The organism is Streptomyces sp. UW30, assembly GCF_008042075.1.
In the GTDB taxonomy this organism is placed as follows: Bacteria; Actinomycetota; Actinomycetes; order Streptomycetales; family Streptomycetaceae; genus Streptomyces.
In genome coordinates this window covers 585824-605983 of the sequence record NZ_RDBN01000021.1, presented here as the reverse complement: position 1 = coordinate 605983, position 20160 = coordinate 585824, and the positions used below count along the sequence as shown (strand labels likewise).

Below are 20160 nucleotides of genomic sequence, written 5' to 3'. Positions count from 1 at the left end.
GCCCTTGACGCCGTACCGGGCGGCCGAGGTCGCCTCCGATGTCCTCATGGCGCTGCGGGTGCTGCACGCGCATGGCTGGGTCCACCGGAACATCACCGCCCGCACGGTGCTCGTCTGCGACGACGGCCGGGTCATGCTGACCGGGCTCGCGGTCGGGGCCGCGGAGGAGGCGCTGTGCGGGTACGACCCGGTGCCGTGCCGTGGACGGGGGCGGTGCCGTATGCAGATGTGGCGGTGCCGGGCGATGGGCCGAGGCCGGGCTCGACGCCTTGGCCCGCCGGGGGCAGCGCCGCACGCTCGCGGCCCGCCTCCGTCGGTGTGCCGGCGGCCCCGCCACGAGGTGCGGCGCCAGGCCAGGGCGTGGTCTGCACGCCGTACGGGTCGGCGATCTGTCCCGAGGGAGTCGTGGCGCCGTCGCCGACGTACGGCTGTGGCGCCGCGCCGTTGGCGTGGGACGCGGGGCCGCCTTCGGGCGCCGGACGGGCACCCGGCAGCGCGACACGTCCGTTCTGCCCGCCTTCCTGCACCCGGGCCGCGGCACGGGCGCCCGCCCGATACGCGGCGATCGCCCCGGCCCGCGCGGCCCTGATGTCCCCGCCGGTCTCCAGAGCACCGCGCGGTGCCGCTCCCGGTGCCCCTGTGCCATGGCCGGCGTCGGCCGCGGGCACCGGCAGCCCACCTGCTGCTCGTGCCTCTATGGCGGCGCGCCGAGCAGCCTCGGGATCCGTACCACCGTCGCCGGGGCCACCGGCCGACCCAGGGCCACCCGCAAGCTGTCCGGGAGCTCCGAGGCCCCCCGTACCACCGGCACCGCCATCCGGAGTCGTCCCGCCACCGAAGCCGCCACTCGGAGTCGACGGCCCACCGCCGAACGTCGCCAGCCCACCGCCCCCGTCACCGTCCTCGGCCGGCACCGGGTCGTACCCGCACAGCGCCTCCTCCGCGGCCCCGACCGCGAGCCCGGTCAGCATGACCCGGCCGTCGTCGCAGACGAGCACCGTGCGGGCGGTGATGTTCCGGTGGACCCAGCCATGCGCGTGCAGCACCCGCAGCGCCATGAGGACATCGGAGGCGACCTCGGCCGCCCGGTACGGCGTCAAGGGCTGCTCGGCGAGCAGCGCGGCGAGCGGGCGCGCGGCCACGAACTCGCTCACTATCCACAACGAGCCGCCCTCGGCGAACACGTCGAAGACCTGGTCCAGCCGCGGATGGTCGGGGATCCGCGCCGCGGCCTGCGCCGCCTCGACCGCCCGTCGCACGGCGGGGTCACTGGGCCGGCGGGTACTCGAACGCGCCGACGCCCGGCGCCCCGCCCCGCGCTCGTCCCGCGCGGTGAAACCGTCGGGCAGCCCCTCGGCGTCGAGCACCTCCGCCTCGACGACCTCCGGCAACGGCACCTGCCGGACGAGGACTTCCTGCCCGCTGTAGGTGTCGAAGGCCCGGGTCTCGGTGAGTTCGTACTCGTCGGAGGGTGGCAGCGGCAGGCGGTAGCGGTCGGCGAGCACCCGACCCGCGTAGTCGTCCACGTTGCGCCTCCCCCAGCCGCCCGGTTGGTCAATTCCGCTCGCCTTGCGTTGCGTTCCGGACGCACGACTGGATGCGCACGGTCCGCAAGCTTTCACGATACGTGCCGGAGGCAACCCGCAAAGAGGGGTTGCCGTATCTCACGGCTCAAACCCGGTCTTCGCGAACCCTTGCCGAGAGCCGCTCACCTCATGACTTCGGCTGGAACGAACCGGTCAATGTCTTCCAGGTGTCCTTACGGAGATCACCGTCCCAATCGGCGGCCTTCGCGGTGTACATCAGCGCATAGCCGCGACGGTCGTCCAAGACGAACCCACGGTCGATCGTCCGGTACTTCGTCCCGCCCTCGGTATAGGTGAACTCCCAGTCGGCCGCGTTCCATCCGCGGTAGTCGACCTTCTCTATGCGGATCCGGTCGTACTGAGAGCGGCCCATGTACTGCTCCTGGTTCTCCCAGTCCGCCACCGGGTCGTCCTGCGGCGTCGAGGTCCAGGCGACGAGCAGCTTCTGCCCGTCGGGCCCGGCGAACCGGTCCCCCGCCGACCCCGTGGACTGGAACTTCCACCCCTTGGGCAGCCCGATCGAATACCCCTGGCTCCCCTTGTGAGTCGTGGCGGCCCCACTGCCGCTGCCGGACCCCGCCTCGGCGTCACTCCCACCGGTCGCGCTCGCCCCGGCACCCGGCGTCTCCCAGGTCTCCCCTGCGGAACCCGAACCCGACCCGTCCGTCCCGGACGACTTCTCACCGTCCGTACGAGTCCCCTTGTCCCCGTCCCGCTTGGTGTCGGCGCTCGCGCTCGCCTCGGCGGAGGCCTTGGCCCCGCCACCGCTCGCCGCGTCGTCCGAGTCACCGCCGCCGCGGAGCACCACCGCCAGCACCACGCCGAGCACGGCGAGCGCCACGACCACCGCGATGATCACCAACGTCCGCTTGGGCACCACATCGGTGAGCGGCGCCCTCGGCGCGGGCCGCGACGGCAGATCCGGCGGCGGCATGACCGGCCACCCCGAACTCCGGCCCCCGCTCTGCCCGTTCCCGCCCGCTGCCTCCCGCTCACCGGCACCGGCCTTGGCCTCCGCCTCGGCACCGGCACTCGCTCCGGACCCGGCAGCCACGCCACCGCCCGCCGAAGCGGAACCCCGACCCGAACTCCCGGCCTCCGACGAAGCCCCGGCTCCACTCACCACCGTGGCCGACCCACCGGCCGCCGCAGCGCCGGAACCGGAACCGGAATCGGCCTTCTCGCCGGCGGACTTGCCACGCGTGGCAGCCCCGGCCGCCCCCGCGCTCACGGCGGCCTTCCGCACGGAACGCAACGCCCCGCGCAACCGCTCCCCGGCCTCCTCGCCCCGCTTGCCCCCGGTCCTGGCACCCGAACGCCCCTTGCCCTCCGGCGCGTCGGGCTGCGGCGGCAGGGGCACGACCTTGGTCGCGTCGGCCGGCTCCGGGTCGTCCTTGGGCGCGGGCGCGTGGATGACGGCGTTGAGCAGCGCCCGCGCACCGGCGTCGTCGAGCCGCTTCTCGGGGTCCTTCGTGAGCAGGCCGTAGATGACGTCCTTCAGCGGCCCCGCGTTCTTCGGCTCCTCCATCGGCTCGGTCATCACCGCTGTGAGCGTGGCGATCGCGGAGCCCTTGTCGTACGGCGGCACACCCTCGACCGAGGCGTACAACAGCCCGCCCAGCGACCACAGGTCGGCCGCGGGGCCCGGCTTGTGGCCGCGGGCGCGCTCCGGGGAGATGTAGGAGGGCGCGCCGACGAGCATGCCGGTCGAGGTGATGGACGGGTCGCCCTCGACCTGGGCGATGCCGAAGTCGGTGAGCACGACCCGGTCGGTGTCGGACTCCAGCAGGACGTTCGACGGCTTCACGTCGCGGTGCAGGATGCCCTCGCGGTGCGCGGACCGCAGCACGTCGAGCACCGCGAGTCCCACCTCGGCCGCCCGCTTGGGCTCCAGCAGGCCGTCCTCCCGGATGACCTCGGCGAGCGACTTGCCCTCGACGAGCTCCATCACGATCCAGGGGCGGTCGTCCTCTTCGACCACGTCGAACACCGTCACCGCGCTGTTGTTGCGGATCCGCGCGATCGCCTTGGCCTCACGCAGGGTGCGCGTGATCAGGCGCCGCTTCTCCTCCTCGTCGATGTTCGACGGGAACCTCAGCTCCTTGACGGCGACGGTGCGCCCCAGCGTCTCGTCGACGGCACGCCACACCGTGCCCATGCCGCCCCGGCCGAGGACTCCGCCCAGCCGGTATCGCCCCGCGAGGAGACGCTCACGGTCGTCCTGACGAGTGTCCTGACGAGATGTCCCCGCCCGCTCCGCCTCCGACATGCGTCCCCTCATACAACCCGCCCTGAAAGAGCCTCCATTGTCTCTCACCCGACAAGTGCCCAACGCCCAGGGTGCCCGTCGCACCACCATCCGGCCGCGCGGCGCGGGCGTCCGGGTCCCTTCTCGGCCAAGGCCCCGTGAACCATGCGCTCTGCTGCCCGGCATGATGAGCCGCGGTGAGGAGGACCTCGTATGGCGCGACCGGCGATGCCACTGCTTCGGACACTACTGGCCTTCCCCGTGCTTGTGACCCTCCTCGGCCTCGTGTCCCCGGCGTTCCTCGGCCTGTATCCCGCCGGCCTGCCGGCTCTCACCGTCTCGTCGACATCCCGGGCACCGGCGACGGACGCCCTCCTCGCACGGCTGGTCACCCGGGGCAAGGCCCCCGCAGCGGCCCTGCTGGCCCGCGAGGAGACCGGCGTCCGTTACACCCTGGCCGGCCAGGGCATCTCCCGCACCGACCACTTCCGCGCCGGCAGCATGACGAAGAGCCTCATCGCGACGGTCGTCCTGCAACTGGCCGCCGAGCGACGGCTGTCCCTGTCCAACACGGTGGAGCGGCACCTGCCGGGTCTGGTGCGCGGAGCGGGCAACGACGGGCGCGCGCTGACCCTTCGTTCCCTGCTGACCCACACCAGCGGCCTGTACGACTTCACCGCCGCGACCGGGGGCGCCGTCCCCGTGACACCGCTTCAGGCCGTCCGCATCTCACTCACCCACCCCCCTGCCGCCCGCGGCGGCTTCGCCTACTCGAACACCAACTACGTGTTGCTCGGCCTGGTCGTCGAACAGGTCACCGGCCGCTCCTACGCCGCCGAGGCCGAGCGGCGCATCATCGCTCCGCTGGCTCTGACCGGCACCTCCTTCCCCGGATCCCGCACCTCGCTGCCCTCCCCGCACGGCCGTGCCTACGCCACCGACGGGACCGATGTCACCGAACTCGACCCACAGGTCGCAGGCGCCGCCGGTGAGCTGGTGACCACGCTCGCCGACCTCGACCGCTTCTACGCCGCGCTGCTCGGCGGCCGTCTGCTGCCCCCGCGCTGGCTGCGCGAGATGCTCGACACCCGTGCCGCACACGGCTCGTACGGCATGGGGCTCTTCCCCGTGAAACTGCGCTGCGGCACCGTCGTATGGGGGCACAGCGGGCGCATCTCCGGCAGCTACGTGCGCTCCGCGGCCACCATCGACGGGCGTCGTGTCATGACATTCCGGGTGAACACGACGGCGATGGCAGAACCCCGCCTCGAATCCCGGCTGCTCGCTGCCGAGTTCTGCCCTCGCACCAGTTAGAACGGCCGAGATTCGAGCAGAGATCCCGACTCCGATCGCCCATTCGAGTGACGTTCTCCCGGGTCGGCGCGGTCTGCGACCACGGCGACCACGGCGGCCGGCCGGGCGACAGCAGCGACGAGAGCAGCACCGTGCAGCGGCAGCCCGGCGCAGGCGCCGCCGCAGACCACCGCAGACTCTGTGTAGTCCCGACCCGGCAGACCACCGCAGACTCCGTGCAGCCCCGACCCGGCAGACCACCGCAGACTCCGCGCAGCCCCGACCCGGCAGACCACCGCAGACTCCGTGCGGCCCCAACCCGGCAGACCACCGCACACTCCGTGCAGCCCCCACCCGGCAGACCACCGCACACTCCGCGCAGCCGCAGCCGCAGCCGCAGCCGCAGCCGCAGCCGCAGCCCGGCATGCCCGCCGGCCCGGCATGCCCGCCGCAGACCGCACGCAAGCAGCGTCCGACCGACGTGCCGGCCCCGGCCCCCTCCACACACAAACCGTCGCCCGACAGACCTACAACGGCACGATGTCCGGCGCCCCCAACCGCGCCGCGTCCGCCGTCAGGTCGTCCGGCTGGCGCTGCGACTCCCGTTCGGCCTCCACCCGCTTCTGATAGTGCTCGATCTCGCGGTCGATGTGGTCCTTGTCCCAGCCCAGCACCGGCGCCATCAGCTCGGCCGCCTCACGCGCGCACCGCGTGCCCCGGTCGAACGTCTCGATGGAGATGCGGGTACGCCGCGTCAGCGCGTCGTCCAGGTGGCGTGCCGCCTCGTGCGAGGCGGCGTACACGATCTCGGCGCGCAGATAGTCGTCGGCGGACTGCAGGGGCTCGCCCAGTGTGGAGTCCGCGGCGATGAGTTCGAGGACCTCCTCCGCGAGCGACCCGTACCGGTTCAACAGGTGCTCCACGCGGACCACGTGAATCCCCGTGCGCGCCGCGATCCGCGCCCGCGCGTTCCACAGCGCCCGGTACCCCTCCGCGCCCAGCAGTGGAATGTCCTCCGTGACGCACTCGGCGACCCGCATCTCGAGCCCGTGCACCGCCGCGTCCACCGCGTCCTTGGCCATCACCCGGTACGTCGTGTACTTGCCGCCGGCCACCACGACGAGCCCGGGCACGGGGTGCGCCACGGTGTGCTCGCGCGAGAGCTTGCTTGTGGCATCGGACTCGCCGGCGAGCAGGGGCCTCAGCCCTGCGAACACGCCCTCCACGTCGTCCCTGGTCAGCGGCACGGCCAGTACCGAGTTCACGTGTTCCAGCAGGTAGTCGATGTCCGCGCTGGACGCCGCCGGGTGGGCCTTGTCGAGGTCCCAGTCGGTGTCGGTGGTGCCGACGATCCAGTGCCGGCCCCAGGGGATGACGAACAGCACGGACTTCTCGGTGCGCAGGATCAGCCCCGTCGAGGAGTGGATGCGGTCCTTGGGCACGACCAGGTGGATGCCCTTGGAGGCACGGACGTGGAACTGTCCGCGCTCGCCCACCATCGACTGGGTGTCGTCGGTCCAGACGCCGGTCGCGTTGACGACCTGCTTGGCGCGGACCTCGTACTCCCCGCCCCCCTCGACGTCCTGCACCCGGGCCCCGACGACGCGCTCGCCCTCGCGCAGGAACGAGGTCACCCGCGCGCGGTTGGCGACCTTGGCACCGTAGGCCGCCGCCGTGCGCACGAGGGTGGCGACATAGCGGGCGTCGTCCATCTGGGCGTCGTAGTACTGCAGGGCACCGACCAGTGCGTCCTTCCGCAGCGCGGGGGCGACACGAAGGGCGTGACGACGGCTCAGGTGGCGGTGCAGGGGCAGGCCGCGCCCGTGGCCACGGGCCATCGACATGGCGTCGTAGAGCGCGACGCCCGAGCCGGCGTACAGGCGCTCCCAGCCCTTGTGCTGGAGCGGATACAGGAACGGCACCGGCTTCACCAGATGCGGTGCGAGCCGCTCCAACAGCAGCCCGCGCTCCTTGAGAGCTTCCCTTACGAGCACGAAGTCGAGCATTTCCAGATAGCGCAATCCGCCATGGATCAGCTTGCTGGACCTGCTGGAGGTGCCCGACGCCCAGTCGCGGGCCTCGACCAGTCCGGTGGACAGTCCGCGGGTCACCGCGTCGAGCGCTGTGCCCGCGCCCACGACGCCACCGCCCACGACCAGTAGGTCCAGCTCGCGCTCGGCCATTGCCGCCAGTGACTCGGCGCGCTCGGCCGGCCCCAGTGTCGCTGTCCTCACCGCTGCCTCCCGCTCATCGGTCGCGTAGGCCGCACCCGTCGGGCGAAGCCCGCTTCGTACCCCCTATGCCCAAAATTCTGACCGGGTTGCCCGACTTCAGCCACCACTCGCCCCCAGCCTGTGGACAACACTCACGGAAACGCGATCATTCAATGCCGCATATCGGTCATATTTACTCCTAGTCTGACATTGCGCTCCCTCGTCCTGTCCACAGGGGTTGCGCACCTGCCCTGCTTCGGTTATCGGGAAGGACGGCCCACGCCATGCCCGCAGATCTCGCCGTCATCGGACTAGGCCCGTACGGCCTGCCCCTGGCCAAGGCCGCCGTCGCCGCCGGCATCGCCACGCTCGGTTACCGGACCGGGCCCGAGTCCGGCTCCCTCAGTCCCGCCGAGCTGCGTCGGATGCTCTCGGGCGGCTTCCGGCACGCCACCAACCCCGCCGAGCTCGGCCGCGTACGCACCGCCGTGATCTGCCCGCCCACCCCACGCGGCGCGGACGGCGGGCTCGACCTCAGCCAGCTGGAGGCGGCCGCCCGCACCCTGGCCGCAGAGCTGCGCCAGCACACCACCGTCATCCTGGAGTCGCCCGTCCCCCCGGGCACCACCGAGAACGTCCTGCGCCCCCTCCTCGAAGAGGGCTCCGGAATGCGCGCCGGCCGCGACTTCCACCTGGCCTACTCCCCGAGCCGCGTCGACCCCGGCAACCGCCACTTCACGCCCGCCAACACCCCCAAGGTGATCGGCGGCCTCACCCCCGCGTGCACCGAGTCGGCGGCCGCCTTCTACGGCCGTCTCACCGACAAGGTGGTACGCGCGCGTGGACTGCGCGAGGCGGAGACCGTGCAGGTCCTCGAGACCAACTTCCGGCACGTCAACATCGCCCTCGTCAACGAAATGGCCGTCCTCTGCCACGACTTGGGCGTCGACCTGTGGGACGTCATCCGCTGCGCGGAGACCAAGCCGTTCGGCTTCCAGGCCTTCCGCCCCGGCCCCGGCGTCGGCGGCCACGCCGTCCCCCAGGACCTCACCGGCCCCGCGGGGCGCACCCTGCGTATGGTCGAGCTCGCCCAGCAGGTCAACGGCCAGATGCCCCGATACGTCGTCCAGCGCGCCGCCGCCCTTCTCAACGAGCACGGCAAATCCGCGCGCGGCGCCCGCATCCTCCTGCTCGGCGTCACCTACAAGCCCGACCTCGCCGACCAGCAGTCCACCCCCGCCCATGAGGTCGCGATCCGCCTGCTGGAACTGGGCGCCTCCATCAGCTTCCACGACCCCTACGTCGCCTCCTGGAACGTCCTGGACCGCCCGGTACCGCGCGCGGACGCCCTGTACGAGGCGGTCGCGGAGGCCGACCTCACGATCCTGCTTCAGCAGCATCGGACGTACGACCTTCAGGGGCTGTCGGTGAAGGCGCAGCTGTTGCTGGACACGCGGGGGGCGGCGCCTACGGGGGCGGCGCATCGGTTGTGAAGGGGGGCGCGTGGGGTGCGTGAGCCTCAGGGGTTGGTGGCGTGGGGCAATCGGCGCCGGTACCGTATGGAGCAGGTGGAGCCCACCGCAGCGGTCACTGCAGCGGGCTCCTAGCTGATTTACGGGTGTCCGCCCCTATTGTCTGGAGGGGCGGCCGCTCACCAGCTGTTAAGCCACAAGACACACCTCCTCCGGAACTTCACCAGCCGAAGCCAAGTGCGATCCCAGCGGGTGGGCTTGCGGTGACGGCCCATGGGCGCGCCCCCTTCCACGATGCCGCCCATTGACCCGGTAGGCGGTCCGTCTGGAGCTCGGGCCGGGCCCCGAGGGCCGGGGTCCGGAACATCTCCTTGGAAGGGGGCGCCCCCAGACAACTGGGACGCCGATCACCGGCACTACCGCCCCCCTTCGCCCGTTCAGCCCACATTCGCCCCAAACGCAACCACGCGCCCCCTGCCCCACAACACGCCCCCGCTAAGCCCCACTTGGGCACGCAAAAGGGCCGATCACCCCACCCGGAGTGACCGGCCCTTCCCTGACGTGGACGCCGCATACGGAGCGGCGTAACCGCGTGACGGCTACCGCATGTGCTGCGAGTCCGCGACCGTCACCTCGACGCGCTGGAACTCCTTCAGCTCGCTGTACCCGGTCGTGGCCATCGCCCGCCGCAGCGCACCGAAGAAGTTCATCGAGCCGTCGGGAGTGTGCGACGGACCCGTCAGCACCTCCTCGATCGTGCCGACGGTGCCCAGGTCGACCTTCTTGCCGCGCGGCAGCTCCTCGTTCACGGCCTCCATGCCCCAGTGGTGGCCCTTGCCCGGCGCGTCCGTGGCGCGGGCGAGCGGGGAGCCCATCATCACGGCGTCCGCGCCGCAGGCGACCGCCTTGGGCAGGTCGCCGGACCAGCCGACGCCGCCGTCCGCGATCACGTGCACGTACCGGCCGCCGGACTCGTCCATGTAGTCCCGGCGGGCCGCCGCCACGTCCGCGACCGCCGTGGCCATGGGGACGCGGATGCCCAGCACGTTGCGCGTGGTGTGCGCCGCGCCGCCGCCGAAGCCGACCAGGACGCCCGCCGCGCCGGTGCGCATCAGGTGCAGGGCCGCGGTGTACGTGGCGCAGCCGCCGACGATCACCGGGACGTCGAGCTCGTAGATGAACTGCTTCAGGTTCAGCGGCTCGTGCGAGGACGAGACGTGCTCCGCCGAGACCGTCGTGCCGCGGATGACGAAGATGTCCACGCCCGCGTCGACGACCGCCTTGGAGAACTGGGCCGTGCGCTGCGGGGAGAGCGCGGCGGCCGTGACCACGCCCGAGTCGCGCACCTCCTTGATGCGCTGCCCGATCAGCTCCTCCTTGATGGGAGCGGCGTAGATCTCCTGGAGGCGGCGCGTGGCGGCCTCGGTGGGCAGCCCGGCGATCTCGTCGAGCAGCGGCTGCGGGTCCTCGTAGCGCGTCCACAGGCCCTCGAGGTTCAGCACGCCGAGGCCGCCGAGCTCGCCGATGCGGATCGCGGTGGCCGGGGAGACGACCGAGTCCATGGGGGCGGCCAGGAAGGGCAGCTCGAAGCGGTAGGCGTCGATCTGCCAGGCGATCGAGACCTCCTTCGGGTCCCGCGTACGGCGGCTGGGGACGACGGCGATGTCGTCGAAGGCGTACGCCCTGCGCCCGCGCTTGCCGCGCCCGATCTCGATCTCAGTCACGTCTGTGGCCTTTCCCTGATGCGTTCAGCGTCTTCCAGTATCGCCGACGGGTACGACAAGGGCGGCCCCGGTGCTTCCGGAGCCGCCCCTGTCGATGCCTGGTGACTACTTGTTACGGCTGTAGTTCGGTGCCTCGACCGTCATCTGGATGTCGTGCGGGTGGCTCTCCTTGAGGCCCGCCGAGGTGATCCGCACGAACTGGCCCTTGTCCTGCAGATCGGAGACCGTCCGGCCGCCGACGTAGAACATCGACTGGCGCAGACCGCCGACCAGCTGGTGGACGACGGAGGACAGCGGGCCGCGGTAGGGCACCTGACCCTCGATGCCCTCGGGGACCAGCTGCTCGTCGGAGGCGACGCCCTCCTGGAAGTAGCGGTCCTTGGAGAACGACTTGCGGTCGCCGCGGGTCTGCATGGCGCCGAGCGAGCCCATGCCGCGGTACGACTTGAACTGCTTGCCGTTGATGAACAGCAGCTCGCCCGGGGACTCCTCGCAGCCCGCGAGCAGCGAGCCCAGCATCACGGTGTCGGCGCCCGCGACCAGGGCCTTGGCGATGTCGCCGGAGTACTGCAGGCCACCGTCGCCGATGACCGGGATCCCGGCCTCCTTGGCGGCCAGCGCGGCCTCGTAGATCGCGGTGACCTGCGGGACGCCGATGCCGGCGACGACACGGGTCGTACAGATGGAGCCGGGGCCGACGCCGACCTTGATGCCGTCCACGCCGGAGTCGATGAGGGCCTGGGCGCCGTCCCTGGTGGCGATGTTGCCGCCGATGACGTCGACACCCGACGAGTTCGACTTGATCTTGGCGACCATGTCGCCGACCAGGCGGGAGTGGCCGTGCGCGGTGTCCACGACGATGAAGTCGACGCCTGCCTCGATGAGCGCCTGGGCGCGCTCGAAGGAGTCGCCGGCGACGCCCACCGCGGCGCCGACGAGCAGCCGGCCCGTGGCGTCCTTGGCGGCGTGCGGGTACTTCTCCGCCTTGACGAAGTCCTTGACCGTGATCAGGCCCTTGAGGACGCCCTGGTCGTCGACCAGCGGCAGCTTCTCGATCTTGTGGCGGCGCAGCAGCTCCATGGCGTCGGTCCCGGAGATGCCGACCTTGCCGGTGACCAGCGGCATCGGCGTCATGACCTCGCGCACCCGGCGGGCGCGGTCGCTCTCGAAGGCCATGTCGCGGTTGGTGACGATGCCGAGCAGCTTGCCGGCGGGGTCGGTGACCGGGATGCCGCTGATGCGGAACTTGCCGCACATGGCATCGGCCTCGGCGAGCGTGGCGTCCGGGTGGATGGTGATGGGGTTGGCCACCATGCCGGACTCGGAGCGCTTCACCAGGTCGACCTGGTTGGCCTGGTCCTCGATGGAGAGATTGCGGTGCAGTACGCCGACGCCGCCCTGGCGGGCCATCGCGATCGCCATGCGCGACTCGGTGACCTTGTCCATGGCGGCGGACAGGAGCGGGATGTTGACCCGTACGTTCTTGGAGACGTACGAGGCGGTGTCGATCTCGTCGGGTGCCATGTCGGACGCGCCAGGCAGCAGCAGCACGTCGTCGTAGGTCAGCCCGAGGGTTGCGAATTTGCCGGGCACTCCGTCGACGTTGGCAGTCATGACACCTTCCCCAAATGGCCTTGATCGGTGCGGATGTCCATGCTAACGGGAAGCATGGGCTGCAAATTCCACGGTTACGGCCGACCCCGGGCTTCGTATGTTCGTACGGAACCGGAGAGAAGCCTGTTCATTTGGGGGCGCACTCAAGGGAGCACTGACGGAGCACTACTGCTCGGCCAGCGCGCGCAGCCTGCTCAGCGCCCTGTGCTGGGCCACTCGGACGGCGCCGGGTGACATTCCCAACATCTGACCCGTCTCCTCCGCGGTCAACCCCACCGCGATCCTCAGCAGCAACAGCTCCCGCTGGTTCTCGGGCAGGTTGGCCAGCAGCTTCTTGGCCCACTCGGCGTCGCTGCTGAGCAGCGCGCGCTCCTCCGGGCCGAGGGAGTCGTCCGGGCGCTCGGGCATCTCGTCCGAGGGCACCGCGGTGGAACCCGGGTGCCGCATCGCCGCCCGCTGGAGGTCCGCGACCTTGTGCGCGGCGATGGCGAAGACGAACGCCTCGAAGGGGCGGCCGGTGTCCTTGTAGCGCGGCAGCGCGAGGAGGACGGCGACGCAGACCTCCTGGGCGAGGTCCTCGACGAAGTGCCGGGCGTCGCCCGGCAGGCGGGACAGCCTGGTGCGGCAGTAGCGCAGCGCCAGGGGGTGGACATGCGCGAGCAGATCGTGCGTGGCCTGCTCGTCCCCGTCCACGGCGCGATGGACGAGTGCACCGATCGCCCCTGCGGCTTTGGCCGCCTCGTCGTCGCGCATCGGTCCATGGTGCCTTGCGGCCGAAGTGTCCGTTGCATCGCGTCCGATGTTGTGCACCGAAGCGTTATGAGCAGGTGCGCCGGCACTCATCTCCTGCGCCCTTCCCTTCCGCTCGACCGACTCGTCCCCGAGAGACTCCACATCTCAAGGATGCGGCATCCGCCGCGAAACGAGCAGCGGGCACCGAAAGGACCGGTTGACCGACCCCGCAGCCGCGCCCCCGAAGGGGCGCGGGACTGCACCGCCGCGCGGGCGCGACCAGCCACGACGAACCCGCGGCCGCCGGACGACACAACGCGGCACCCACGGTGGGGCGCCTAACGAACCAGGCCCCACCGGAAGCCGAGCGCCACCGCGTGCGCGCGGTCCGAGGCGCCGAGCTTCTTGAACAGCCGCCGAGCATGTGTCTTGACGGTGTCCTCCGAGAGAAACAGCTCACGACCGATCTCGGCGTTGGAGCGGCCGTGACTCATGCCTTCCAGCACCTGGATCTCACGTGCGGTGAGAGTCGGCGCCGCACCCATCTCGGCGGAGCGCAGTCGACGCGGGGCAAGACGCCAGGTCGGGTCTGCCAGCGCCTGCGTCACCGTGGCGCGCAACTCGGCGCGCGAGGCGTCCTTGTGCAGATAGCCGCGCGCACCGGCGGCGACCGCGAGGGCCACGCCGTCCAGGTCCTCGGCGACGGTGAGCATGATGATGCGCGCTCCGGGGTCGGCGGACAGCAGCCGCCGAACGGTCTCTACGCCGCCCAGACCGGGCATGCGTACGTCCATCAGAATCAGGTCCGAGCGGTCGGCGCCCCAGCGGCGGAGGACTTCCTCGCCGTTGGCCGCCGTCGTCACGCGCTCGACGCCGGGCACGGTCGCGACCGCGCGGCGGAGCGCCTCTCGGGCAAGCGGGGAGTCGTCGCAGACGAGGACGGATGTCATGGCCGCCCTCCGCAGCTGATGCACGTCACCTTGAGCCTCCAGGCTGGTACGAAATCGTCACCTGTGCGGTCGACCGTCTCGGACGCTTGCCCGAGCGCTTGTTCCTTCAACCGCCTCCGCCCTCTCAACGACGGTCACTCGAAAGAGTTACGGGGGCATGTGCCGTCTTCGGCACTCTACGTGAGGGGACGGACACGGGGCAGACATGCACGACGGACCCTCAATCTTTCATCACAACCCATGCCCCATTCAGCCCTTTTTCTTCCCGTTTCTTGGCGTTTGGGGCTAGATTCGCAATGAGTCATATTTTCATCTCCTTAGATCGTAGATGTACGGTCGTAGACACCGTATCCGCCCAGAACGGCTACAAGGGGTCACGCAATGGCAGATTTCTCCCGCCTTCCCGGACCGAACGCGGACCTGTGGGACTGGCAGCTGCTGGCTGCATGTCGCGGGGTGGACAGCTCGCTCTTCTTTCATCCGGAGGGCGAACGCGGTGCGGCTCGGAGCGCTCGAGAGAACTCGGCCAAAGAGGTCTGCATGAGGTGCCCGGTACGCGCGCAGTGCGCGGCGCACGCGCTGGCGGTGCGCGAGCCGTACGGCGTCTGGGGCGGCTTGACCGAGGACGAGCGCGAAGAGCTCATGGGGCGGGCGCGCAACCGGCTGGTGTCGGCATCGACGACCAGTGGTGAGACCGGTCCGAACACCTGAAGGAACGTTTCTGCAACCGGGGCACGCGCAGGCGTGCCCTTCCTTCTGTTCGCTTCGCTAACGGGCGGCGGCCCAGGTCAGCTGCTCCAGCGTCGCGGCCACGGCCGGCACCTGCGCGAGGTCGCTCAGCGTGAGCGCGACGATCTCCCGGCGGACGGCCGGTTCCAGCGTCAGCATGCGCGCACCTCGTGGCCGTACCGACTCCACGGCCAGCTGAGGCAGGACGGCCACTCCGAGGCCTGCGCCCACCAGGCCGACGACCGCCGGGTAGTCGTCGGTGGCGAAGTCGATGCGGGGCGTGAACCCGGCGCTCTCGCACACCTCGATCAACTGCCCTCGGCAGCGCGGGCACCCGGCGATCCAGGGCTCGGCCGCGAGTTCGCCGATGCCGACGGAGCCCGAGCGCGCCAGCCGGTGCCGTTCCGGTACGAGGCCGACGAGACGGTCCGTCAGCAGGGGACGTACGACGAGGTCGTCCCACTCCCCTTCCTGGGGCGCGCCCTCGTAGCGGAACGCGAGGGCCACGTCGCAGTCGCCCTCGCGCAGCAACTCGACGGACTTCGGCGGCTCGGCCTCCTCCAGGGAGACGCGGGTGCCGGGGTGCGCGGCGCGCAGGGCGGCGAGGGCGGTGGGGACGAGGGTGGAGCTGCCGCTGGGGAAGGAGACGAGGCGTACGCGCCCGGCGCGCAGTCCGGCGATCGCCGCGACCTCCTCCTCGGCCGCGGTGAGGCCCGCGAGGATCCCCGCGGCGTGCCGGACGAGGGCCTCCCCCGCCTGGGTCAGGCGCATCTCGCGTCCGCTGCGGACCAGCAGGGGCGTGCCCACGGACGACTCCAGCGCCTTCATCTGCTGGCTGACGGCGGGCTGGGTGCAGCCCAGTTCACGCCCCGCCGCGGAGAAGGAACCGGTGGCGGCGACGGCGCGCAGCACACGGAGATGACGAGCCTCGATCACAGGTATGAGCATAAGCGAACCTTGGATACCGTGCCGAATAGTGCGTGGACGCTTTGACTGCCGGTCGCTTAATGTGCCGTTATGAAGCTTCTGTCTGTGAACCTGGGCCGCCGGCAGTACGTGTCGTACACGGATCACCCGGAGGGTGTGACCGGGATCGACAAGCAGCCGGTGGAGGGGCCGGTGCGGGTGGCGGCGCCCGGGCCCAAGGGGGTCGCGGGCAGCGGCGTGGCCGGGGACGAGGTGTGCAGCCTGCGCTACCACGGCGGCGACGAACAGGCCGTGTACGCGGTGGCGCGTGAGGACCTCGACGACTGGGAGCGCGAACTGGGGCGCCCGCTGGCGAACGGCGGCTTCGGCGAGAACCTCACGACGTCGGGCCTGGACGTGTCCGGCGCGCTGATCGGCGAGCGCTGGCGGATCGGGTCCGAGGTGGTGGTGGAGGTGACGTCCGGCCGGATTCCGTGCCGGACCTTCCAGAGCCATGTGGGTGAGAAGCAGTGGGTGAAGCGGTTCACGGCGAAGGGTGCGCCGGGCGCGTATCTGAGGGTGATCGAGCCGGGCGAGATCCGGGCGGGCGACACGATGGAGATCATTCACCGGCCGGACCATGACGTGACGGTGGCGCTTCAGTTCCGCGCGGTGACCACGGACCGGACGCTGCTGCCGCGACTGCTCGCCGCGGGCGAGGCGCTGCACTCGGAGTCGCTGGAGGCCGCGCGTAAGTACGTGGAGCGGCAAGGGTCCTGACGAGCTGTCATGGCCGGCGTCGCGACACCGGTCGGCGAACGCGCGCAGGGCGAGTGCCGGCGGGCTCTCACGGCCGCGGTCTTCGCCCGGGCTTCACCGATCGGGAGGGCCTGTGCAGTAAACGGATGCACCCGGTCCGGGTCACTAATCTTGGGCCATGACAACGGCATTGATTACGGGATCGACCGCGGGTATCGGCGCCGCGTTCGCACGGCGGCTGGCCGCTGACGGGCACGACCTCGTCCTGGTGGCCCGGGACACCAAGCGGCTGCGGGAGCAGGCGACCGAGCTGCACGACCGGCACGGCATCGAGGCGGAGGTGCTGACCGCCGACCTCGCCGAGGCCACCGGCATCGAGGCGGTCGCCGCCCGCCTCGGCGACCGCAGGAACCCGGTCGACCTGCTGATCAACAACGCCGGCTTCGGCAACAAGGGCCGCTACCTCGACGTCTCCATGGCCGACGAGCTGACGATGCTCAAGGTGCACTGCGAGGCCGTACTGCGGCTGACGTCGGCGGCTGCGGAGGCGATGCGGGAGCGGGGGCGCGGCGGCGTCGTCAACGTCGCGTCGGTCGCGGCCTTCGTGCCGCGGGGGACGTACGGCGCGTCCAAGGCGTGGGTCGTGCAGTTCACGCAGGGGGCGGCGCGGGATCTGGCCGGGAGCGGGGTGCGGCTGATGGCGCTGTGCCCGGGGTTCGTGCGGACCGAGTTCCATGAGCGGGCCGGAATGGGGACGGACAACATCCCGGGGTGGATGTGGCTGGACGCGGACAAGCTGGTGGCGGCGGCGCTCAACGATCTGGCACGGGGGAAGTCGCTGTCGATTCCGGACCCTCGGTACAAGGCGATGATGGGGGCGGTGAAGCTGCTGCCTCGGGGGATGCTCGGGGCGGTCAGTTCGAGGACGGGGCGGAAGTACGGGCCGCAGTAGGCAGATGCCGCAGGGCCGCTACGAGGACCGGCATGGCGGCGGTGTTCCGCGACTCGACAGGCACACCGCTCCTGCGGCGAGGACAATGGTGGTGTTCGGCCGCACCCAGCGCCACCGGGAGGCGACGGCGCCATGACCTTCGTGCAGCTCATCGATTGCAGGACCAGCCGCTTCGACGAGATGAACCGGCTGATGGACAGGTGGGTCGAGCAGACCGAGGGGAAACGGACGGCGACCCACGACATCATCGGCAAGGACCGGTCCGACTCGGGGCACTTCATCGAGATCGTGGAGTTCGCGTCGTACGAGGACGCGATGCGCAACTCCAACCTTCCCGAGACCGATCGGATCTTCCGGGAGATGGTCGCGCTCTGCGACGAGACGCCGACGTTCACCGATCTGGACGTCGTCCGGGACGAGCAGCTGAACGTCCTGGCCGCGCGGGCCTTCTTCGAGAACATGGGGAAGATGGCGCCGGAAGACATCGGCGAGCACCTCACCGACGACTACGTGGATCACGATCCGTCGTATCCGCAGCCCGTGCAGGGTGTCGACGGCATACGTGAGCAGTACGCGGGGTGGCGGGCCGCGTTCGACTTCACCTTCCGGATCGACGACCAGATGGCACAGGACGACCAGGTGTGCACTCGGTGGATGTGGACGGCGCGGCACAAGGGTGACTTCCTGGGGATCCCGCCGACCGGGCAGGACGTGACCATGCGGGGCGTGACCTGGCAACGGTTCCGGGACGGCAGGATCTGCGAGAGCCACTGGCTGTACGACCGGGCCGGGCTGCTGGAGCAGCTGGGGGTACTCGGTCGGTGAAGCCCGCGAAGGGGAAGGCCCCGGTCCCGCACGTGAGTGCGGGACCGGGGCCTTTTACGAGCGTTCGAGCGACTGGGCTCAGTGCGCGTGGCCGTGGCCACCGGCGGCAGCCGGCTCTTCCTCTTCCTTCTTCTCGACGACCAGGGTCTCGGTCGTCAGGAGGAGGGAGGCGATGGAGGCGGCGTTCTCCAGGGCGGAGCGGGTGACCTTGACCGGGTCGATGACGCCGGCCTTGACCAGGTCGCCGTACTCGCCGGTCGCGGCGTTGAAGCCCTGGCCCTTGTCGAGCTCGGCGACCTTGGAGGTGATGACGTAGCCCTCCAGGCCGGCGTTCTCGGCGATCCAGCGCAGCGGCTCGACGACCGCGCGGCGGACGACGGCGACACCGGTGGCCTCGTCGCCGGTCTTGCCCAGACCGCCTTCGAGCACCTTCGCGGCGTGGACCAGCGCGGAGCCACCACCGGAGACGATGCCCTCCTCGACCGCGGCGCGGGTCGCGGAGATGGCGTCCTCCAGACGGTGCTTCTTCTCCTTCAGCTCCACCTCGGTGGCGGCGCCGACCTTGATCACGCACACGCCGCCGGCCAGCTTCGCGAGGCGCTCCTGGAGCTTCTCGCGGTCCCAGTCGGAGTCGGTGTTCTCGATCTCGGCCTTGATCTGGGCGACGCGGCCCGTGACGTCCGCGGAGTCGCCGGCGCCGTCGACGACCGTGGTGTCGTCCTTGGTGACGGTGACGCGGCGGGCGCTGCCCAGCACGTCCAGGTCGGCCTGGTCGAGCTTGAGGCCGACCTCCTCGGAGATGACCGTGGCGCCGGTGAGGACCGCGAGGTCCTGCAGCATCGCCTTGCGGCGGTCACCGAAGCCGGGGGCCTTGACCGCGACCGCGTTGAAGGTGCCGCGGATCTTGTTGACGACCAGGGTCGACAGGGCCTCGCCGTCGACGTCCTCGGCGATGATCAGCAGCGGCTTGGAGGCACCCGACTGGATGACCTTCTCGAGCAGCGGCAGCAGGTCCTGGATGGAGGAGATCTTGCCCTGGTTGATGAGGATGTAGGGGTCCTCCAGGACGGCCTCCATGCGCTCCTGGTCCGTCACGAAGTACGGCGACAGGTAGCCCTTGTCGAAGGCCATGCCCTCGGTGAAGTCCAGCTCCAGACCGAAGGTGTTGGACTCCTCGACGGTGATGACACCGTCCTTGCCGACCTTGTCCATCGCCTCGGCGATGAGCTCGCCGACCTGGCTGTCCTGGGCGGACAGACCGGCGACGGCCGCGATGTCGGACTTCTCGTCGATCGGGCGCGCGGTCGCGAGGAGCTCGTCGGAGATGGCCTTGACCGCGGCGTCGATGCCCTTCTTCAGGGCAGCCGGGGAAGCACCCGCGGCGACGTTGCGCAGGCCCTCGCGCACGAGCGCCTGGGCCAGCACGGTGGCGGTGGTGGTGCCGTCACCAGCGATGTCGTTGGTCTTGGTCGCCACCTCCTTCACCAGCTGGGCGCCGAGGTTCTCGTACGGGTCCTCGATCTCGACCTCACGGGCGATCGTGACACCGTCGTTGGTGATGGTGGGCGCGCCGAACTTCTTGTCGATGACGACGTTGCGGCCCTTGGGGCCGATCGTCACCTTGACCGTGTCGGCCAGCTTGTTGACGCCGCGCTCGAGGGCGCGACGGGCGTCCTCGTCGAACTTCAGGATCTTCGCCATGGGAGCGGTTCAGCCCTCTCGGAAAACGTGGGTGAAACGAACCGCGCCCCTGACGCCCGGCTTCATAAGGTCGCGGGGGCCAGGGGCGCAGCTCAAAGCAGATGCTTCGGGTGAACTACTTCTCGATGATCGCGAGCACGTCGCGAGCCGAGAGGACGAGGTACTCCTCGCCGTTGTACTTCACCTCGGTGCCGCCGTACTTGCTGTACAGCACGATGTCGCCGGTCTTGACGTCGAGCGGGAGACGCTCGCCGTTCTCGAAGCGGCCCGGGCCCACGGCCAGGACGACGCCCTCCTGGGGCTTCTCCTTGGCGGTGTCCGGGATGACCAGGCCAGAGGCGGTGGTCTGCTCGGCGTCGAGCGGCTGGACCACAATGCGGTCCTCAAGCGGCTTGATGGCAACCTTGGAGCTGGTGGTCGTCACGATCCGACCTCCCCCTTCGGAGATCTCACGGG

Annotated in this window: 15 protein-coding genes and 1 pseudogene; 6 read left to right on the top strand and 10 right to left on the bottom strand. The window is 70.6% G+C overall.

What is annotated here, in order from left to right; genetic code table 11:
* Window positions 1–164: 164 nt before the first annotated feature.
* Both EAO75_RS13275 and EAO75_RS13270 read right to left on the bottom strand, forming a co-directional pair.
* Window positions 165–1526, bottom strand: a pseudogene (locus EAO75_RS13275) (protein kinase); the annotation flags it as partial.
* A gap of 187 nt (window positions 1527–1713) precedes the next feature.
* Complete coding sequence (locus tag EAO75_RS13270; RefSeq protein WP_147995214.1) at window positions 1714–3855, bottom strand: serine/threonine-protein kinase; 2142 nt, start codon at window positions 3853–3855, stop codon at window positions 1714–1716.
* Between the two features lie 207 nt (window positions 3856–4062).
* Here EAO75_RS13270 and EAO75_RS13265 point away from each other — a divergent pair, with 207 nt between their 5' ends.
* Window positions 4063–5148 (top strand): serine hydrolase domain-containing protein, encoded by a 1086-nt coding sequence (locus EAO75_RS13265; RefSeq protein WP_147995277.1) that lies wholly within the window; start codon window positions 4063–4065, stop codon window positions 5146–5148.
* Between the two features lie 506 nt (window positions 5149–5654).
* On the opposite strand, the gene EAO75_RS13255 is transcribed toward EAO75_RS13265, so the two are convergent.
* Window positions 5655–7361, bottom strand: a complete 1707-nt coding sequence (locus tag EAO75_RS13255) for a glycerol-3-phosphate dehydrogenase/oxidase (RefSeq protein ID WP_147995212.1) — start codon at window positions 7359–7361, stop codon at window positions 5655–5657.
* Between the two features lie 263 nt (window positions 7362–7624).
* Here EAO75_RS13255 and EAO75_RS13250 point away from each other — a divergent pair, with 263 nt between their 5' ends.
* Window positions 7625–8833, top strand: coding sequence for a nucleotide sugar dehydrogenase (locus EAO75_RS13250; RefSeq protein WP_147995211.1), 1209 nt, complete (start codon window positions 7625–7627; stop codon window positions 8831–8833).
* A gap of 578 nt (window positions 8834–9411) precedes the next feature.
* Here EAO75_RS13250 and EAO75_RS13245 read toward each other — a convergent pair.
* The 4 genes from EAO75_RS13245 to EAO75_RS13230 all read right to left on the bottom strand — a co-directional run bounded on the left by EAO75_RS13245 (window position 9412) and on the right by EAO75_RS13230 (window position 13832).
* Window positions 9412–10536 (bottom strand): GuaB3 family IMP dehydrogenase-related protein, encoded by a 1125-nt coding sequence (locus EAO75_RS13245; RefSeq protein WP_147995210.1) that lies wholly within the window; start codon window positions 10534–10536, stop codon window positions 9412–9414.
* 105 nt (window positions 10537–10641) lie between these two features.
* On the bottom strand, window positions 10642–12150 hold the full coding sequence (gene guaB, locus EAO75_RS13240; protein WP_147995209.1) for an IMP dehydrogenase: 1509 nt from the start codon (window positions 12148–12150) through the stop codon (window positions 10642–10644).
* A 165-nt stretch (window positions 12151–12315) separates the two neighbouring features.
* The gene (locus EAO75_RS13235; RefSeq protein ID WP_030946246.1) at window positions 12316–12903 is read right to left on the bottom strand and encodes a sigma-70 family RNA polymerase sigma factor; all 588 of its coding nucleotides are present in this window, start codon (window positions 12901–12903) and stop codon (window positions 12316–12318) included.
* Window positions 12904–13220: 317 nt separating this feature from the next.
* On the bottom strand, window positions 13221–13832 hold the full coding sequence (locus EAO75_RS13230) for a response regulator transcription factor (RefSeq protein ID WP_003948568.1): 612 nt from the start codon (window positions 13830–13832) through the stop codon (window positions 13221–13223).
* A 381-nt stretch (window positions 13833–14213) separates the two neighbouring features.
* Here EAO75_RS13230 and EAO75_RS13225 point away from each other — a divergent pair, with 381 nt between their 5' ends.
* A complete protein-coding gene (locus EAO75_RS13225) occupies window positions 14214–14543 on the top strand; it encodes a WhiB family transcriptional regulator (protein WP_147995208.1) in 330 nt (109 codons plus the stop codon).
* Between the two features lie 57 nt (window positions 14544–14600).
* Here EAO75_RS13225 and EAO75_RS13220 read toward each other — a convergent pair whose 3' ends face one another.
* Window positions 14601–15497 carry a LysR family transcriptional regulator gene (locus EAO75_RS13220; protein WP_147995207.1) on the bottom strand — a complete coding sequence of 299 codons (897 nt, stop codon included), beginning with the start codon at window positions 15495–15497 and terminating at the stop codon, window positions 14601–14603.
* A gap of 81 nt (window positions 15498–15578) precedes the next feature.
* On the opposite strand from EAO75_RS13220, the gene EAO75_RS13215 reads away from it, so the two are divergent.
* The 3 genes from EAO75_RS13215 (at window position 15579) to EAO75_RS13205 (ending at window position 18003) form a co-directional block, all read left to right on the top strand.
* Window positions 15579–16247 (top strand): MOSC domain-containing protein, encoded by a 669-nt coding sequence (locus EAO75_RS13215; RefSeq protein ID WP_147995206.1) that lies wholly within the window; start codon window positions 15579–15581, stop codon window positions 16245–16247.
* A 157-nt stretch (window positions 16248–16404) separates the two neighbouring features.
* A complete protein-coding gene (locus tag EAO75_RS13210; protein WP_147995205.1) occupies window positions 16405–17178 on the top strand; it encodes an SDR family NAD(P)-dependent oxidoreductase in 774 nt (257 codons plus the stop codon).
* Between the two features lie 132 nt (window positions 17179–17310).
* Window positions 17311–18003, top strand: a complete 693-nt coding sequence (locus EAO75_RS13205) for an ester cyclase (RefSeq protein WP_147995204.1) — start codon at window positions 17311–17313, stop codon at window positions 18001–18003.
* Between the two features lie 78 nt (window positions 18004–18081).
* Here EAO75_RS13205 and groL read toward each other — a convergent pair whose 3' ends face one another.
* Complete coding sequence (gene groL / locus EAO75_RS13200) at window positions 18082–19704, bottom strand: chaperonin GroEL (protein WP_147995203.1); 1623 nt, start codon at window positions 19702–19704, stop codon at window positions 18082–18084.
* A 115-nt stretch (window positions 19705–19819) separates the two neighbouring features.
* Complete coding sequence (groES, locus tag EAO75_RS13195) at window positions 19820–20128, bottom strand: co-chaperone GroES (RefSeq protein WP_003998759.1); 309 nt, start codon at window positions 20126–20128, stop codon at window positions 19820–19822.
* Between the last annotated feature and the right edge of the window lie 32 nt (window positions 20129–20160).

Bases quoted from the DNA above. Each gene is read 5' to 3' on its own strand.
- EAO75_RS13270 (WP_147995214.1), bottom strand. From the start codon at position 3,855: ATGTCGGAGGCGGAGCGGGCGGGGACATCTCGTCAGGACACTCGTCAG.
- EAO75_RS13265 (WP_147995277.1), top strand. From the start codon at position 4,063: ATGCCACTGCTTCGGACACTACTGGCCTTCCCCGTGCTTGTGACCCTC.
- EAO75_RS13250 (WP_147995211.1), top strand. From the start codon at position 7,625: ATGCCCGCAGATCTCGCCGTCATCGGACTAGGCCCGTACGGCCTGCCC.
- guaB (WP_147995209.1), bottom strand. From the start codon at position 12,150: ATGACTGCCAACGTCGACGGAGTGCCCGGCAAATTCGCAACCCTCGGG.
- EAO75_RS13235 (WP_030946246.1), bottom strand. From the start codon at position 12,903: ATGCGCGACGACGAGGCGGCCAAAGCCGCAGGGGCGATCGGTGCACTC.
- EAO75_RS13230 (WP_003948568.1), bottom strand. From the start codon at position 13,832: ATGACATCCGTCCTCGTCTGCGACGACTCCCCGCTTGCCCGAGAGGCG.
- EAO75_RS13225 (WP_147995208.1), top strand. From the start codon at position 14,214: ATGGCAGATTTCTCCCGCCTTCCCGGACCGAACGCGGACCTGTGGGAC.
- EAO75_RS13215 (WP_147995206.1), top strand. From the start codon at position 15,579: ATGAAGCTTCTGTCTGTGAACCTGGGCCGCCGGCAGTACGTGTCGTAC.
- EAO75_RS13210 (WP_147995205.1), top strand. From the start codon at position 16,405: ATGACAACGGCATTGATTACGGGATCGACCGCGGGTATCGGCGCCGCG.
- EAO75_RS13205 (WP_147995204.1), top strand. From the start codon at position 17,311: ATGACCTTCGTGCAGCTCATCGATTGCAGGACCAGCCGCTTCGACGAG.
- groL (WP_147995203.1), bottom strand. From the start codon at position 19,704: ATGGCGAAGATCCTGAAGTTCGACGAGGACGCCCGTCGCGCCCTCGAG.